Origin of the sequence: Sedimentisphaera salicampi, assembly GCF_002117005.1 — a bacterium.
GTDB lineage: Bacteria > Planctomycetota > Phycisphaerae > Sedimentisphaerales > Sedimentisphaeraceae > Sedimentisphaera > Sedimentisphaera salicampi.
On the sequence record NZ_CP021023.1, the window covers coordinates 1,560,263 to 1,576,098 of the forward strand.

At 45.6% G+C, this 15,836-nt stretch carries 14 protein-coding genes and 1 CRISPR repeat array; of the genes, 7 read left to right on the top strand and 7 right to left on the bottom strand.

What is annotated here, in order from left to right; translation table 11 throughout:
- Window positions 1-59 precede the first annotated feature (59 nt).
- Window positions 60-1,112: a class I fructose-bisphosphate aldolase gene (locus STSP1_RS05835; protein WP_085755452.1), complete on the top strand. Its 1,053-nt coding sequence runs from the start codon at window positions 60-62 to the stop codon at window positions 1,110-1,112.
- Window positions 1,113-1,479: 367 nt separating this feature from the next.
- On the opposite strand, the gene STSP1_RS05840 is transcribed toward STSP1_RS05835, so the two are convergent.
- Complete coding sequence (locus tag STSP1_RS05840) at window positions 1,480-2,481, bottom strand: type II secretion system protein (protein WP_085755453.1); 1,002 nt, start codon at window positions 2,479-2,481, stop codon at window positions 1,480-1,482.
- Between the two features lie 137 nt (window positions 2,482-2,618).
- Here STSP1_RS05840 and STSP1_RS12670 point away from each other — a divergent pair, with 137 nt between their 5' ends.
- The gene (locus tag STSP1_RS12670) at window positions 2,619-2,891 is read left to right on the top strand and encodes a hypothetical protein (RefSeq protein ID WP_085755454.1); all 273 of its coding nucleotides are present in this window, start codon (window positions 2,619-2,621) and stop codon (window positions 2,889-2,891) included.
- On the opposite strand, the gene STSP1_RS05850 is transcribed toward STSP1_RS12670, so the two are convergent.
- The gene (locus STSP1_RS05850) at window positions 2,888-3,370 is read right to left on the bottom strand and encodes a 3-isopropylmalate dehydratase small subunit (protein ID WP_085755455.1); all 483 of its coding nucleotides are present in this window, start codon (window positions 3,368-3,370) and stop codon (window positions 2,888-2,890) included. The genes STSP1_RS12670 and STSP1_RS05850 overlap by 4 nt on opposite strands.
- A gap of 145 nt (window positions 3,371-3,515) precedes the next feature.
- On the opposite strand from STSP1_RS05850, the gene STSP1_RS12480 reads away from it, so the two are divergent.
- Window positions 3,516-3,692, top strand: a complete 177-nt coding sequence (locus tag STSP1_RS12480; RefSeq protein WP_161491632.1) for a hypothetical protein — start codon at window positions 3,516-3,518, stop codon at window positions 3,690-3,692.
- 266 nt (window positions 3,693-3,958) lie between these two features.
- On the opposite strand, the gene STSP1_RS05855 is transcribed toward STSP1_RS12480, so the two are convergent.
- Together STSP1_RS05855 and STSP1_RS12395 are read right to left on the bottom strand one after the other, a co-directional pair.
- Complete coding sequence (locus tag STSP1_RS05855) at window positions 3,959-4,558, bottom strand: CHC2 zinc finger domain-containing protein (protein ID WP_085755456.1); 600 nt, start codon at window positions 4,556-4,558, stop codon at window positions 3,959-3,961.
- Window positions 4,558-5,061 carry a hypothetical protein gene (locus tag STSP1_RS12395; protein ID WP_123806997.1) on the bottom strand — a complete coding sequence of 168 codons (504 nt, stop codon included), beginning with the start codon at window positions 5,059-5,061 and terminating at the stop codon, window positions 4,558-4,560. The genes STSP1_RS05855 and STSP1_RS12395 overlap by 1 nt, the downstream gene beginning before the upstream one ends.
- An 801-nt stretch (window positions 5,062-5,862) precedes the next feature.
- On the opposite strand from STSP1_RS12395, the gene STSP1_RS05870 reads away from it, so the two are divergent.
- Window positions 5,863-6,870: an aspartate-semialdehyde dehydrogenase gene (locus STSP1_RS05870; RefSeq protein WP_085755459.1), complete on the top strand. Its 1,008-nt coding sequence runs from the start codon at window positions 5,863-5,865 to the stop codon at window positions 6,868-6,870.
- 62 nt (window positions 6,871-6,932) lie between these two features.
- On the top strand, window positions 6,933-7,796 hold the full coding sequence (locus tag STSP1_RS05875; protein WP_085755460.1) for a phosphatidate cytidylyltransferase: 864 nt from the start codon (window positions 6,933-6,935) through the stop codon (window positions 7,794-7,796).
- Between the two features lie 90 nt (window positions 7,797-7,886).
- A CRISPR array of direct repeats spans window positions 7,887-10,549; the repeat unit is 36 nt; unit sequence GTTGTGGCTTGCTCACAGATTCGGATCAGTTACAAT.
- A 49-nt stretch (window positions 10,550-10,598) separates the two neighbouring features.
- Here the strand turns inward: STSP1_RS05875 and cas2 are convergent.
- Genes cas2 through cas9 form a run of 3 tightly spaced genes read right to left on the bottom strand, consistent with a single transcriptional unit; the run spans window position 10,599 to window position 14,834 of the window.
- Window positions 10,599-10,928 (bottom strand): CRISPR-associated endonuclease Cas2, encoded by a 330-nt coding sequence (cas2, locus tag STSP1_RS05880; RefSeq protein WP_085755461.1) that lies wholly within the window; start codon window positions 10,926-10,928, stop codon window positions 10,599-10,601.
- 9 nt (window positions 10,929-10,937) lie between these two features.
- Window positions 10,938-11,840, bottom strand: a complete 903-nt coding sequence (gene cas1, locus STSP1_RS05885; protein ID WP_085755462.1) for a type II CRISPR-associated endonuclease Cas1 — start codon at window positions 11,838-11,840, stop codon at window positions 10,938-10,940.
- 6 nt (window positions 11,841-11,846) lie between these two features.
- A complete protein-coding gene (gene cas9, locus STSP1_RS05890) occupies window positions 11,847-14,834 on the bottom strand; it encodes a type II CRISPR RNA-guided endonuclease Cas9 (protein ID WP_085755463.1) in 2,988 nt (995 codons plus the stop codon).
- A 331-nt stretch (window positions 14,835-15,165) separates the two neighbouring features.
- On the opposite strand from cas9, the gene rpmI reads away from it, so the two are divergent.
- Window positions 15,166-15,372 (top strand): 50S ribosomal protein L35, encoded by a 207-nt coding sequence (gene rpmI, locus STSP1_RS05895; protein WP_085755464.1) that lies wholly within the window; start codon window positions 15,166-15,168, stop codon window positions 15,370-15,372.
- 93 nt (window positions 15,373-15,465) lie between these two features.
- Window positions 15,466-15,819 (top strand): 50S ribosomal protein L20, encoded by a 354-nt coding sequence (rplT, locus tag STSP1_RS05900; protein ID WP_085755465.1) that lies wholly within the window; start codon window positions 15,466-15,468, stop codon window positions 15,817-15,819.
- The last annotated feature ends 17 nt before the right edge of the window (window positions 15,820-15,836 follow it).

Sequence of the window (15,836 nt, forward strand, 5' to 3'; positions counted from 1 at the left end):
ATATCTCAAAATAAGATGTTTGCTGAAATTAACAAGTTTTTTACAAAAAGGAGAGTTATATGAGTAATAATTTAGAATCAATTCTCGGAAGCGAATCGCAGGGGCTTCTCGAACACCAGTGCAAAACGATTGATAAGCAGATGCTCCATCTTCCCGGCCCTGATTTTGTTGACAGGGTGGTCTCTCAGACAGACCGCGGCCCGAGAGTTCTCAGAAATCTGCAAAATGTGTTCGATCACGGGCGACTGGGCGGAACGGGTTATCTTTCGATCCTTCCAGTTGACCAGGGGATTGAACACACTGCGGGGGCTTCTTTCGCACCGAATCCGATATACTTCGACCCTGAGAATATCGTTAAGCTTGCAATTGAGGCGGGCTGCAATGCAGTAGCCTCAACGTTCGGGGTGCTTGGGGCGGTTTCAAGGAAATATGCCCATAAGATTCCGTTTATAGTTAAGATAAACCACAACGAACTGCTCACCTATCCAAACACATTCGACCAGAGGCTGTTTGCGAGCGTGGAGCAGTCTTACAATCTCGGCGCTGCCGGCATTGGAGCTACGATTTACTTCGGCTCGGAAGAGTCTGACAGGCAGATTGAAGAGATTGCAAACGCATTCGAAATCGCCCACAGCCTCGGGATGTTCACTGTGCTTTGGTGTTACCTGAGGAACAGCGATTTCAAAACCGGCGGAAAAGACTACCACACCTCCGCTGATATGACCAGTCAGGCTAATCACATCGGCGTTACAATAGAGGCCGACCTTATCAAACAGAAACAGCCAACGCTCAACGGCGGGTTTAAGGATATCGGCTTCTCAAAAACCAGCGATCTGGTTTACGATAAGCTCACAAGCGAGAACCCGATAGACCTCACGAGATATCAGGTGGCCAACTGCTATATGGGAAGAGCCGGCCTGATAAATTCCGGCGGCCCTTCAGGCGAAAACGACCTCCAGCAGGTGGTCAAAAGTGCTGTGATCAATAAGCGTGCAGGCGGAATGGGGCTTATCAGCGGCAGGAAAACATTCCAGAAGCCAATGGATGAAGGAGTGAAGATTTTCCACGCAATCCAGGATGTTTATCTGGATGATAACGTAACAATCGCTTAGAGCAATGCTCAGAAAAATATAATCAAGGGGCGGCCGGTCAGGTTCGCCCCTGCTTTTTTGCGCAATAGTCGTTTGCAGAAATGCTGTTAATCCTTGCCCTGCATCCATTGCAGTGCGGGGATCCTGCACTTACTGAAAAGATGCATAAATCTGTCAAACCTATGCAACCTGCTGATTGTGCCCTTCTCTTTCCATTATCCCCGCTATCTTGGAGGAAAAAATTAGAGCAAATCCGTGTAATATCTATGCTGCCTATGGACTATGATCTGAGTAGTTTTTCAAATATTTTTCATCAAAACCTAAAAAAAGGCTGCAAGCTTAATGCCCGCAGCCTTTTGATAATCGTGCTTAAAAGCTAATCAGCTTATTAAAGCTCTTTGATGTCGTTCACGAGAACGTTGTCTTCTTCGCTTTTAACCCTGATATTATTCTCGCCTGGAGAAAGTCTCTTGCCAGACCAGTCAGCGCCGATTCTTCTTCCTACCGCATCCCATTCATCAGGGCTTCCGCCGTCGAACGCACAGTAGATATTGTCACTCTGGATACCAACGTCCGGCCTCTTCTCAAAGGAAGTATGGCCGTCTGCATAGAGAACATTCTGGCCTTCACGCTGGTGAGCGTTAGAGTTGTTGATTTCCCTTTTCCACTTAGTGATGCTTGACCAGTCGTCATCCTGAGGATTCTGACCGAGGTTGAGCTCGTCAATCATGGTGATGTAGTTGTCGTTGTCCGGGCTGCTTCCTTCTTCAAGGTTGTTATCGTACCATGGACTTCTGTCTGCAAGAACTGCCTTGCCGGACTTGCTGCTTGCAGTAAGAGGGAAAGAGTAGTTCGCTGCATCCTGATATGGATAGTGATAAGCATAGCTGCAGCAGTTTCTCGGGCTCTCTGTGCTGTTTGAGCTCAGGTTGCCGTCGCCGTCGCCGAAGTCCCAGATGTCTGTAAGTTCAACGATGTTGGAACCTGCGCCTTCGTCCATCTTTTCACCAGTAAATTCAAACTGGTTGCTTGAAGGACATACAAACTGCTTTGGCGATACGTCCGCTTCACGAATCAACAGATAGAGAGAAGCAGAAACTGTAACCTCGTCATCATCGGTCCAGTTCTTGTCAACTTGATTCCAGTCGTTCATGTAGCCCTGAGATGTCCATGAGTTGTCTCCTTTGCCGCCGGCGATGGGGTAGTCCTCATCGTTGTCGTTGGCATAGAGAACGCAGGCCTTGCCCAGACCGCTGAGATTCGTACCGCACACAAGCTGCTGTGCCATACGCCTTACCCTGCCCAATGCAGGCATAAGAATTGCCATGAGCATAGCGATAATCGCGATTACCACCAAAAGCTCAATCAATGTGAAACCTTTTCTTTTCATTGTAATTGCTCCTTACATTAAAAATGTACTGAATCTGTCTAATCATTCTCTGGCGAAAACTAAATTTTACAAAAAATTCCTGGCGTACAGTAAAACAGACTCATTTTAAACGCCCGTCAGAGAATGGAACGCCCTTTATGTTTTTTGCTTCAATTATCCGCACGAAGCAAACGGGGCATATGAGGAGCAAGAGAGGTGAGATAATAGAAAATAATGATTTTAATATAATGGCTTTTGGAAATAAATGCTTTAGCACATCTCTCTTCTCTCATTCGCCAAATATATTTTTACCACTTCCCCGTTTCAATGTCAAACAATTTTATCAGGCTTTTGCTGCTTTTTTTGATTTTTTTGGGGCTTTCAGCAATAAAAAGCTGATTTCCCTGAAAAAACGTTCTTGCAGGCTCTAAACTTTCTTGCTTATATGGTTGAGCAGCCCGCCGTCGCGAACGATTTCAAGTGCGAAATCCGGAAGCGGCTTGAAATCAATCTCACTGCCCTGAGTTTTGTTGAATATTTTGCCGTTTTCGTAGTCTATCTTGAGCTCGTCGCCGTCGTTTATGTGCTGAGAAGCGTTTTCCAGCTCGATCGGGTAGAATCCGCAGTTGATGCAGTTGCGGTAGAAGATTCTTGCAAATGATTCGGCTATAACCGCTCCGAGGTCGGCAGACTGAATCGCCCATACGGCATGCTCTCTGCTCGACCCGCAGCCGAAGTCGTGTCCGCCTACAATTACATCACCCTCTCCCGCCTTATTAACGAATGCAGGATCCAAATCTTCCATGCAGTGTTTTGCAAGCTCCTCGCGGCTGTCTGTATTGAGATATCTCGCGGGGATTATTTCGTCTGTATTAATGTGGTCTCGCTTGTAAACGTGGGCTTTCGCCATTTTTATACCTCTGTAATTATTTTTGATTTCTCTGAGAGTCCGATTATATAAAACTACTCACTGATTTCATCATTTTTTTCTTGCATATTTTTGGCCGGATTCAAAGACAGATTGTATCGGCAAATGAAAAACCTCTTCGCAGAGAATGCTTAGAGTGTCCGCCGCAGAGGGGGAGGGATGTGATAAATTAGACAGGATTAACAACCCCGAACCGCTTTGGCTGCGGGGCAAGGATTTACAGGATGAGATAAAGATATGGCCTGTGGCGAGTGGCAGAGCTGCAAGTCCGCCTGCGGCGGATGGCGAGTGGCAAAATCATTAGTGAAAAATTAGTGTTGATTAGTGGTTAGTAAATCCTTAGTGCTGCTTAGCGCTGCTTAGTGGCTTATAAATCTCAGCGGAATTTAGCGGCTGCTTCTCATATTTAATAACCTCTGTGTAACCTGTGGATTATATGTGTCCACAGCTGTGAAAGTGTTTTCATACTCTTCGAGTTTGGCTTTTGGCAGTGAGTAATCCTTCCCTCTCTTCAGCACAAAAGCATATCCGGAAGGCTCGTCCACATTACTCTTTTCTTTTCTTATTGTTTTATGGTCTAATTTTCGGACAGGTTCCTGTCTGGTTTTCGGGCAGGTACCTGCCTGATTTTTGGACTGGTCGGATTTTCCTACCGGTCGGGTTTTCGGGCAGGTTTTGTAAATGTTTGACTTCCCGATACACTGCTGCTGAACTTCCAGAAGCCCAGCGGATTCCAGCCGGTTTATGGAGCTGCAAACAGTTCCAGCGGCAATCTCGATTTCTTCCGGCGCAGGATCTCGGCGCTGGAAGATTTCGCCGGCAGGCTGCCTTTAAGCTCTCGATGTCCGGATATGCCTTTGCCAGCTTCGGCTCGGGGCTATTCTCTCGCTTGCCTCTCAGGGGCTCTGAGTTTCGCTGTGCAGCCTTAATCAGCTCGGGGGCAGCCTCACCCCTGCTCTCCGCTTCAACGTCCCACACAGAGCCGCAGAAGCCGCAGGAATGGCATTTGTACATCCAGAAGCCAGCCTCGTTCTGGTAAATGCCCGCTGAGGGGTGCTTGTCTTCGTGAAACGGGCAGCAGCAGGAATCGCCTTTAAGCTGAGCCCCGGCGGCCTCAAGCTCTGCGGCCAACGCCGCCCGGTCCCTCTTGCGAAGGTCTGCAAAGCCCATCAGTCCAGCCCTCGCTTTCCGAAGGCAATCTCGAGATCTTCCGGCGTAGGATCTCGGCGCTGGAAGATTTCGCCGGCAGGCTGAGCTTTTGGCTTCAGGCTGCCTTGAGCTCGGGAAAGCCAGCTGCCGAGGAAACGGGGCATCCCCGCTGCGGTCTTCCGTTTGGCCGGATTATCCCGCAGCCACTGCTGAGCCTTGCGAAACTCGCTGTCAATATCCACTTCTGCGAAGGTGTTTTCATACTCTTCGAGTTTGGCTTTTGGTAGTGAGTAATCTTTCCCTCCCTTCAGCTCAAAAACATATCCGGAAGGCTCGTCCACATTACTCTTTTCATAGTTCTTTTCTTTTACGTGGGAATTTCTCCCACACTTTTGTGAACGTTTTTCCCACACCTTTGGGAAGTTTTTCCCACAGTTAGGCGTTGGGGGTGTAGGAGTTTCTCCCACACTGCTGTGAACGGTTTTCCCACAGTCAAGCGTTGGGGGTGTGGAATTTTCTCCCACACTGCCTTGGAAGTTTTTCCCACAGTCAGACTTTGGGGGTGTGGAATTTTCTCCCACAATGCTGTGAACGTTTTTTGGTACTCTTCGAGTTTGGCTTTTGGAAGTGAGTAATTTTTTCCTCCCTTCAGCACAAAAGCATATCCGGAAGGCTCGTCCACATTACTCTTTTCTTTTCTTATTCTTTTATGGTCTAATTTTTGAACCGGTTCCGGTCTAATATTTGTACCACTACTGGTGCAGTTTTTAGACCAGTCCGATTTTTGAACCGGTCTATTTTTTAGACCACTACTGGTGCAGTTTTTAGACCAGTTTGGTTTTTAAACCGGTCTATTTTTTAGACCACTACCGGTACAGTTTTTAGACCAGTCTGGTTTTTGAACCGGTCTCATTTTTGTACCGGTTTTATATGTGTTAGATTTGCCTTTGCCCGTTCGATTAACTTCCAAGTTTAAATAGGGACAGTTACCCATTTATTGTGGATTAAATCTTTTTCCTCTGCATCCTTTTGTCCACTTATTCCGTCCCGCCTGCGGCGGCCTACATGCGTGGCTCGGTTTAAATATCTCGTTTTGTGAAATCGCTGCGTAATACTAAAGACAATCAGAGCCGTGCGTGGAGTCCGCCGAAGGCGGACGGAGCAAGCGGATAGATTCGGCTTTAAAGAGCTTTGCCCAAAAATATTGTCGCACACCCTCCGCTCATTAGCTGGCGAATTGTTTTGCTTAATCGAGCTTGTTCTGCTATAATCCCGCACCCGCAGGAACTCAGCATTTTATCATTTAAAGAAAACGGAGAAATATTATGAGCCGCAATATTGCTATAGCTGGTGTTACAGGCGTTGTAGGCCAGGAATTTTTGAGACTCATAGAAGAGAGAAACTTCAAATTCGATTCGCTCAAGGTGCTTGCAAGCTCACGTTCGGCCGGCAAGAAGATTCAGTTTATGGGCGAGGAATATACGGTAGAAGAACTGACAGAAGACAGCTTCAAGGGTGTTGATGTTGCGCTTTTCAGCGCGGGCGGTTCGCAGAGCAAAAAATTTGCGGATGCGGTCGTGCAGAGCGGAGCTGTAATGATAGACAACTCCTCGGCCTTCCGTATGGACCCAAATGCGCCGCTCGTTGTTCCGGAAGTTAATCCCGAGGCAATCAGGGAAAACAAGGGGATCATCGCAAACCCAAACTGCTCTACGATTATTGCCCTTGTGCCGGTATGGCCGCTGCACAGGCAGAACAAAGTTAAGCGTATGGTGATAAGCACCTATCAGGCAGCCAGCGGAGCGGGAATTGCAGCAATGAACGAGCTCAAGAAGCAAAGCGGCGATATCCTTGAAGGCAAAGAGCCGGTATGCGAGGCCCTGCCCTATCAGGCTGCGTTTAATGTTTTCTGCCATGATTCCAAAATTGGCGAAAGCGGCTACAACGAAGAAGAGATGAAAATGGTAAACGAGACCAGAAAAATATTCGATGATTCGCAGATCGGGATCACCTGCACCTGCGTGCGTGTGCCGGTAATGCGGGCTCACAGCGAAAGCATCAATCTCGAGTTTGAAAAGCCGGCAGACCCTGCATGGGTTCGTGAAGTGCTGAAAAATGCCCCGGGCGTTACAGTAATCGACGACCGCGAGAAAAACCGCTTCCCGATGCCCGCCATAGACGCAGACGGTAAAGACGATATCTACGTGGGAAGAATCCGCCGCGATGAGTCTATCTCGGGGGGCAGAGGAATCAATCTCTGGGTCTGCGGCGATCAGATACGCAAGGGAGCTGCTTTGAACGCCGTGCAGATAGCAGAGGCTATGGATTTCTGAGAAGCTTGAGATAAACTTTTATTCAGCCCGCCTCTCCGGCGGGGTATTCTAAGAAGGCGAGTATGGTAAAGCAGCGCATTATTTTCGGCATAATTATGGCCGCAGCAGCTATGCTCCTCTGCTGGCTGGACAGCGTGCTGATTTGGCGAACAGGCGGGGAGCAGGTGCAGGGGTTTATCTGGGCTCTTATCGCAGAGGCAGTTTTAATCACTGCGGTTAATGAATTTTCAGGACTGGTAAAAGGCAAGGGTGCGAGGGTGTTTCCCATTGCTTCAATGGCAGGGGCAACCCTTTTCTGCCTGAGCTACTTCCTCAAGCAGTTCGGTTTTGCATTCGGCATCTCTCAGGCATACCTTCATCTTATCATTATGTTTGCCGCTGTGCTTTCGGCTGTACTGCTCTCTTTCGTTGCTCAGGGCAGAACAAAAAGCAACGAAGGAACAATACTAAACTGCGGGGCAACCGTGCTCACTGTGATGTATTGGGGGTTTTTCAGCTCATTCTTCCTGGCAATACGAGTGGAACACAGCATTTCGGCATTGATTGTGTTTATTGCTGTGGTGAAGATGTGCGATGTGGGGGCATACACATTCGGAAAGATGTTCGGGCATACAAAATTTGCCCCTGCAGTGAGCCCTAAGAAAACATGGGAAGGAATGATTGGAGGCTGCATTTTTTCTGCTGTCTCAGGTGCTGCATTTTCCGTTATATTCTCTGTGATGCTCTGGTGGCAAGGGGTGATTTTCGGGATAATATTCGCCTTTGCAGGTCAGCTTGGAGACCTCGCCGAATCTATGCTTAAAAGAGACGCAGGCATTAAAGACTCCGGCGATAAGCTCCCGGGCTTTGGAGGAATCCTCGATATAGTAGATTCCCTCGTGTTCACCGCCCCGTTTGCGTATCTGTTTTTCAATATCGTAAGCTGATATTCGCAGATTTTGCTTAAAAATTATTATTTGCAATAAGCTGGGCATTTTACAGAAAAACCGCTAATTTTATTAAGATATTTATAGTAATTAGCGGCTTGCTCACAGATTCGGATCAGTTACAATAGGACTTATATCTCGAAGTTATACATCTGCGTTGTGGCTTGCTCACAGATTCGGATCAGTTACAATAAGTAGAAGTGCCGGACACTGTGCCTGTTGTTGTGGCTTGCTCACAGATTCGGATCAGTTACAATTGAATCGTTCAAGTATATGGACAGAGTTGAGTTGTGGCTTGCTCACAGATTCGGATCAGTTACAATATGGTATAGTAACGTGGCAGAGGAAGTCCAGTTGTGGCTTGCTCACAGATTCGGATCAGTTACAATCATAGTATTATCACAAGCTGCATATCGCCGGTTGTGGCTTGCTCACAGATTCGGATCAGTTACAATCAAGGTATCTATAACCTTGTAGATTATTCAGTTGTGGCTTGCTCACAGATTCGGATCAGTTACAATCGACAGCAAGGAAGCTGAAGAATTCGGCTGGTTGTGGCTTGCTCACAGATTCGGATCAGTTACAATTTCGAGTAAATACGAAATGAGCGATGACCAGTTGTGGCTTGCTCACAGATTCGGATCAGTTACAATCTAAAAGCTTCTGAATTTGGAAAGCTTCACGTTGTGGCTTGCTCACAGATTCGGATCAGTTACAATATAAAAGGTCCTTCTCGTTCTATGCTTGGGTTGTGGCTTGCTCACAGATTCGGATCAGTTACAATAGAGCGGGAAACGAAATCTCCGCCCATCGGTTGTGGCTTGCTCACAGATTCGGATCAGTTACAATTTTACCGCCGAGACGCTCACGCCAACCTTGTTGTGGCTTGCTCACAGATTCGGATCAGTTACAATACACAATATATCAATAGATATGGCTTCCCTGTTGTGGCTTGCTCACAGATTCGGATCAGTTACAATCTAAAAGCTTCTGAATTTGGAAAGCTTCACGTTGTGGCTTGCTCACAGATTCGGATCAGTTACAATATAAAAGGTCCTTCTCGTTCTATGCTTGGGTTGTGGCTTGCTCACAGATTCGGATCAGTTACAATACCAATCGGGAAGCTTCCAGGTGTATCTTTGTTGTGGCTTGCTCACAGATTCGGATCAGTTACAATCGGACTCGCTTGTATCTACAACATCAGTCGGTTGTGGCTTGCTCACAGATTCGGATCAGTTACAATCCTGAGATGGAAAGTCCGCAGGAGTCGGATGTTGTGGCTTGCTCACAGATTCGGATCAGTTACAATGCATTGACTGAGATTAAAACTATATCCCAGGTTGTGGCTTGCTCACAGATTCGGATCAGTTACAATAGACCAAACCCGCCAAAGACCACTGTCCGCGTTGTGGCTTGCTCACAGATTCGGATCAGTTACAATGCTTTTTACAGTGGTTTGATAAGTCCGGAGTTGTGGCTTGCTCACAGATTCGGATCAGTTACAATAAGCTTTTTACAGCGACCCAAAAAATAACGTTGTGGCTTGCTCACAGATTCGGATCAGTTACAATCACGTTGTAGTGGGCAGCAAAAGCAAGACAGTTGTGGCTTGCTCACAGATTCGGATCAGTTACAATGCCTATCGGTTAAACTCGCACCACCGGCAGGTTGTGGCTTGCTCACAGATTCGGATCAGTTACAATGGTGTGGTAGCAATAAGGAACGAAAAATATGTTGTGGCTTGCTCACAGATTCGGATCAGTTACAATCAGGAAGCTTCTGTTTGCAATAGCTGCACAGTTGTGGCTTGCTCACAGATTCGGATCAGTTACAATTTTATCAGATATTTTCTTGTTCAGCCCGTGTTGTGGCTTGCTCACAGATTCGGATCAGTTACAATCTTATTGAGCTTTTCCATCGGCGTTAAAAGTTGTGGCTTGCTCACAGATTCGGATCAGTTACAATTGTAGGTAAGCCAGACACCTTAAATGTCGCGTTGTGGCTTGCTCACAGATTCGGATCAGTTACAATGATGGGAGCTCAGCTGATGAGGAGGTTTTTGTTGTGGCTTGCTCACAGATTCGGATCAGTTACAATGCTGGTCAAGCTGAATCCGGCGAGTTCTCTGTTGTGGCTTGCTCACAGATTCGGATCAGTTACAATGAGTCGTCCAAACATTAAGCCGCTTTGTTAGTTGTGGCTTGCTCACAGATTCGGATCAGTTACAATAGATTTTTGCTTTTCTTTCTCGGCTTCACGGTTGTGGCTTGCTCACAGATTCGGATCAGTTACAATAACATTCCAATAACAAAAAAAGGGGTAGAAGTTGTGGCTTGCTCACAGATTCGGATCAGTTACAATTGATGTTAACTGGTCCGACTGACACCGTGGTTGTGGCTTGCTCACAGATTCGGATCAGTTACAATAAATCCAGCAGCTTCACTACCTTTATCAAGTTGTGGCTTGCTCACAGATTCGGATCAGTTACAATAGGTATCAAAATGTACAAAGAACTAAAATTGTTGTGGCTTGCTCACAGATTCGGATCAGTTACAATAATTTTCGATTTGGTCAATTGCTTTTATTTGTTGTGGCTTGCTCACAGATTCGGATCAGTTACAATTTGGTTACCAAGAACGCTGGGCAGAATATGTTGTGGCTTGCTCACAGATTCGGATCAGTTACAATCGCAGACTTAGAGAAACGTGAATCTGGTCGTTGTGGCTTGCTCACAGATTCGGATCAGTTACAATACATTTTTCATAAGAATCTGTGCAGCAAGCTTTTAGGCAGGATAGGCAGTTAAAATAATTCAAGCTGCTTTGGGGCTGGAGGTGCAGGTTTGCGCATTTTTCCCCAGAAAATGTGCATCCTTTCATACTGTTTATCAGTGATGGTGAGGATTCGAACTTCTCCATCAGGGGGAAGAAATGATTTGATTCTTTTAAGGTGTACATCTGCATTTTCTTCACTTGAACAGTGCCTTTCATACACCGAATATTGTACCATTGTGAAGCCGTCTTTTAAAAGCTTTTTTCTGAATTCGGAGTAATCTTTTCTTGCCTTTTTTGTATCAGTAGGCAAATCAAAAAAAACATAAATCCACATCATCCTGTACCCGCTTAATTCCATTGTTAGTCCTTAGAAATCAGGAAGCTCCAAAGAATCTTCCTCGCCCGCAAAACACTTATAGAGAGAGGCTGCCGTTTTGTGAAGACCCACCATTAGCGGGCCGGAGCTTTGCGATATTGTTACCGATTTGTGAAGTGTTTCCAGAAGCCTAGCTTTATGAAGCTGAGAAAGCTTGGCAAAATATTCTTCATCAGGATTTTCCCGCCACATCAATCTCACCTCTTTCTCAACAAAACCCCTGAAGGGCTCCATAATATCATCCGCAAGGCAGTATTCGTTGTATCTGTTGCAGTGGTGAAGGCCCAATGAGGGAAGCAGGCCGGAAGAGCAGATAGCCCTTGCCACTGCCGCCCTTAATATCATATATCCATAATTGAGCAGGTTATTCGGCGGTGCTCCGCCTCTTAGCCTTTTGAAATTTCGAGAGCCCAGAAAATATTTCCAGTAGAGCTTGCTTGCCCTTGCCTCAACATTCGATTTATCGCCCGAACGCACCTTTGCAGCGAGCTGCTCTATTGATTTGGATGCACGGGGATTTTCTGTTTTAACAACCGCAGCCTGATGAGATATTTTGGCCTGAACAAGCTGCTTCCAAAGCCTTTTCTTAAGCGGCAGTGATGCTTCTATCTGGTGGCGGTGTCTCTCTGTCTGGATACTGTTGGAATCTATGGCAAGCAGCATGCCTGCCGGATGATGCTCGCCATTGCACAAAACCACCGCAGCCCCGAAATCAAGCAGTCTTGTAAGTACGCTGTGGGTGTAGGTTGTGGCCTGATTATCTATCAGCAGCACCCCTACATCCTCACAGGGTATCTGTTTTTCAGGCAGATCATTCCTTCCAACAATCAGCTGGCCGTTTCTAATCCTCAAAGAGCATGGGCTCTCAGATATCTCTATTATCCTTTTAATCATAACTGCTCAGTCGTTAGCGGGATTGATATTCCCCAGCGGGTCCACTGTTACCTTGTATCCTTTCAGAGTGTTAGCGTTTTTTCTTTGCACAATTGGAGGGCTGTCCGAAGATTTTCCTGCTCCGGCAAATGTTGCTGGTCTTAATATTATTACTTGCTGATTAACGATAAGAGACACCACCTGTACTCTATGGAGCTTAAATGAACCGTCATCCATTTTCATCATAAACATCTCATTTTTCGCAAGCGAGCAGATAAATTTTTTCCCGTCTCCGTAATCCCTGCATACAATGGGTCGGCCTTCTTTGTTTCTTCTTGCGGCTTCGAACAACGATACAACTTTCCCCTCCCTTTTGGTGTTTCCCTTTTTGTCCGTAAATTCGAATATCTCGATATGGTGGTTGCTGCCAAGAGTAACGGCTTTGTATGGTTTGCCTTCTTCATCTTTAATTTTTGCAACATTGTTGTAAACTGTCCTGATCCTTACCTTTTTTATAGGCACTCTGGCGTCTTTCCTGCTCTTCATATACACAGGCTCTTCCCAGACTTTTTTGGGTATTGATTTAGTTTTGCCCTCAGTGTGTATCCCGTTTTCTCTGAGCCTTTCAAGAAGTATCTCCCGCACTGTCGGGTCAACCACTTTATGCACCATAGGCAGAGTAAGGCTCTCGAGGGGTTTTCGGTACACGTAATATTCATCGCCGTTTTCATTTGTTATACCCGTAGGCCCGTAAGCCGTGTCTTCATGGAGCCTGCCTGATACCTTCCTGCGCACCCGATGGGAAACATTTATAGAATTAATAGACTCTTTAAGCTCCTGCCTGAAACCTTTCCATGGCTCAGTCATTGCCAAATCTTCTGTCCTTTTCTTTGTATATGCAAGGTCTCGAAGATGCTGCTGATTGGTAAGCGCAGTAACCGCCGCATCAACTGCGTGATGGCGGTGGTCATCTCTGTTTTTCGTGCTGCCGATTGTGTTTAGTATTGAATTAAGCCCCCATGCTCTTCTCAGATCTGAGGTTATTTTTCCCTTAGTTCCAATAACCGTGCACCCGAGCTGCTTAAGGTATGATGTTACCGCTCTGCTTATGTATCTGGTGTCGTTGATTTGTCTTTCGATGAAGTTGTCGAGCTTAACTTCTTTCTGGTTAAATTTAGATCTTTTCGGAAAGGGCAGAGGCGCAATTCGCTGCCGAATTTCTTCGTACTGCTCTGGTTTGCTGGAATAATATTCGTATGGTGTCTTTTCGCCTTTTCTCCTGTTCTCATCTGCATAGCATAGCGTTTTGTTCATGTAGCTGTCGTCCAGGCATCTTGAGTATGGAATGATATGTTCAATCTGAACTCCAGACTGAGGACTGAAAAGTAAATGCTGGGGAACCGGCTTGCCTGTGTAGGGGCAGGTTTTTCTGCATTCGATCCAGAGCTTGTATTTTATTATGTCTTCTCTTGCAGGCCTTGAGAAACCGAATTCTTCTACAAGTATTTTTCTTGCCTCTTCATTTTTCTGCTCGTTTTCCCAGTTTTTCTTTCTTATTTCATCTCTTTCTGCCTTAGAGCCCTTTACGTCTCTTGCCATCTCCACTGCTATCTTGTCCGGCTTGCCGTATGCGGAGATTACAGCATTCACAACCTTCCTAACCTCATTTATGCCCTGATTTACGATTGGGTTTCTGAAATCAGGCGGGAGGGGGAGCCTGTCTAAAATTTCCGTTTTCTGCTCGCTTGGCCATCTTCCATAAACTTCTTTTACCGCATCTGATGTTAAGAATCCTTTTTCCATATAAGGTAAAAGCTTGAGTATTGCCTTTTTTGAGTGGTTGGTGTAGCCGTTGGGCAAGGGGATTTTCGATATTTTGATTGCTTCATCCCTGCTGTAGTTATAGTTTTCGCATATCTCTGAAATGAATTCCTCATCATCAATTGTCTGGTCGATAAGAATATTGTTGATATCGATCTTTGCTTCCTCATCAAGGCCTGCAAAGATTTTCTTGTTAATATTTTTAAGCTTGGCCTGAAAGACATCGCCTTTTAAATGGGGATTTTTCCTGTTTGAACTGCCTTCTTCTGTGTTGAATTTTTGAGAATCAATTAGCCCGAGCTTTTTTCTTATGCTCTCGAAAGTTGCTTTCTCCTTGGATAATAAAATTTGGGTAATAGTATCTCTCTGGTCTTGAGAGAGTTCTTTAATCGTGCCTTCTGGATTGTGTATCTTTAAGTTATTCACGTCTTGGAGTATGCGAAATCTGCGAGCGAACCAGTCTGCCCGCTGGCATACCTTTTCATCTTCCTCAAGTTCGCAATCTTTTATTAAATCATCGCATGGTTTAAGCGGCCTTTGGTAGAATATAGTTTCATCTTTTACTTTTGTTTTAAGGCGGTCAGTAAGAATCTCAGGATAAAACCTGCTTTGAAATTTCCAGATTTCCTCGAATTCGTGTTCATACATTGAGCGAAGTGTGTAATTATCCCTGATTCGTTTCTTTGAAGTGTCCAAGGAGGCAAAATATGCCCCTAAGGTTTTGAGCCCCGATTTGTCTATTTCATCCTGGAGTTCATTAGCATTTTTTATCACCTTGCCCTGTTTTTCGTCGCCCGATTTGCGATTGCTCTTGAAGCCTCTTCGCTGGTTTATATGGAATAATACTCGCCCAATCTGGTGAAGTGATATTTTTTCCTGTATAGCCTTAGCCCTCAATTTGTAAGGGTCTTCTCTTAAAAGCTCTGAAAATTCTATATCTGAAGCGGGCAGCAGGCCGTTTCTCTTTAACATTCTTACAAGCTTGTCCCTCCTGTATTTCATACGAGCCCTGTTTCTTCTGCTTCCCCTTGCAAGTCTCCGAGTTTCATTTTTGGACTTTTCTGCCCCTTTTGTATCTCGGTCAACTCCTTCAGGGAAAACCCGTACACCTGTACGCAAAATTTCATTGTTTTTTTCATCAATAAGAGCCCATCCAACACTGTTCGTTCCAATGTCCAATCCAAGCGTAATCATAATACTTAAATCTCCTGCGATAAAAATTGAATATATTTATACATACATCTTGACATTATAATATATATTCAATATAATTCAATTATTGTAACTGATCCGAGTCTGTGAGTCTTGTCATAACAAGTAGTACTTTTAGTACTGCGCAGGCTCTTGCCCCGTAAATCCTAATCGGGTTTACGGGGTAACTTGTTTTTGCATTTCTGCGTTTGCCCCTTTAAAAAAATATCACTTGACCTTGAGTCTTTTTTTCAGATAATCACGTTTTCCATTTGCCTGAGCGGCGGTCGTTCGGGCAGGTTGAATTATTTAATCGGAAACAGGTTAGATTATTATGCCTAAGATGAAACCCCACAAGGGATTGTCCAAGCGTGTGAAGATCACAGCGAAGGGCAAGTTCAAGTATAAGCGTGCCGGCAGCAACCACCTTATGAGTGCGATGAGCCCGAAAAGGCGCCGCAAGCTCGGCAAGGACGGATATATCAGCGATGAGTATGCAGACAAATGCCGCGATATGCTTGGATTGAAGAAAGCGAAATAGTTATTTGCCGGCGTTTTTCCGGCGGGGAAATGCTGCTTCTCGGCTCCTACAGCTTGCCGCCAGCAGCGAAAATTTAATGAAAGGAAAGCTGAAATGCCACGTACAAGAATAGGCGCTGCAAAAAGGCGCAAAAACAAAAGGATTCTAAAGAGCGTTAAAGGATACAGAGGCCCTTCAGGTCGTCAGATACGACTTGCAAAGGAGGCCTCGGTTCGTGCAGGAGCAAGGGCAACAACCGACAGAAAGCTCAGGAAACGTGATTTCCGCAGGCTCTGGATAACACGTATCAGCGCCGCCTGCAAAAACAACGATATCTCATACAGCCATTTCATTAACGGGCTGAAAAAGGCAAACATAAACCTCAACAGAAAGATGCTCAGCGAGATAGCTATTGATGATCCGGCAGCTTTCAAGAAGATTGCAGAAGAGGCAAAAGCTGCTCTTTAGTTAATAAAGCCCAGAGC

Coding starts and splice junctions, on each gene's coding strand:
- STSP1_RS05835 (WP_085755452.1), top strand. CDS start 60: ATGAGTAATAATTTAGAATCAATTCTCGGAAGCGAATCGCAGGGGCTT.
- STSP1_RS05840 (WP_085755453.1), bottom strand. CDS start 2,481: ATGAAAAGAAAAGGTTTCACATTGATTGAGCTTTTGGTGGTAATCGCG.
- STSP1_RS12670 (WP_085755454.1), top strand. CDS start 2,619: ATGTTTTTTGCTTCAATTATCCGCACGAAGCAAACGGGGCATATGAGG.
- STSP1_RS05850 (WP_085755455.1), bottom strand. CDS start 3,370: ATGGCGAAAGCCCACGTTTACAAGCGAGACCACATTAATACAGACGAA.
- STSP1_RS12480 (WP_161491632.1), top strand. CDS start 3,516: ATGCTTAGAGTGTCCGCCGCAGAGGGGGAGGGATGTGATAAATTAGAC.
- STSP1_RS05855 (WP_085755456.1), bottom strand. CDS start 4,558: ATGGGCTTTGCAGACCTTCGCAAGAGGGACCGGGCGGCGTTGGCCGCA.
- STSP1_RS05870 (WP_085755459.1), top strand. CDS start 5,863: ATGAGCCGCAATATTGCTATAGCTGGTGTTACAGGCGTTGTAGGCCAG.
- STSP1_RS05875 (WP_085755460.1), top strand. CDS start 6,933: ATGGTAAAGCAGCGCATTATTTTCGGCATAATTATGGCCGCAGCAGCT.
- cas2 (WP_085755461.1), bottom strand. CDS start 10,928: ATGGAATTAAGCGGGTACAGGATGATGTGGATTTATGTTTTTTTTGAT.
- cas1 (WP_085755462.1), bottom strand. CDS start 11,840: ATGATTAAAAGGATAATAGAGATATCTGAGAGCCCATGCTCTTTGAGG.
- cas9 (WP_085755463.1), bottom strand. CDS start 14,834: ATGATTACGCTTGGATTGGACATTGGAACGAACAGTGTTGGATGGGCT.
- rpmI (WP_085755464.1), top strand. CDS start 15,166: ATGCCTAAGATGAAACCCCACAAGGGATTGTCCAAGCGTGTGAAGATC.
- rplT (WP_085755465.1), top strand. CDS start 15,466: ATGCCACGTACAAGAATAGGCGCTGCAAAAAGGCGCAAAAACAAAAGG.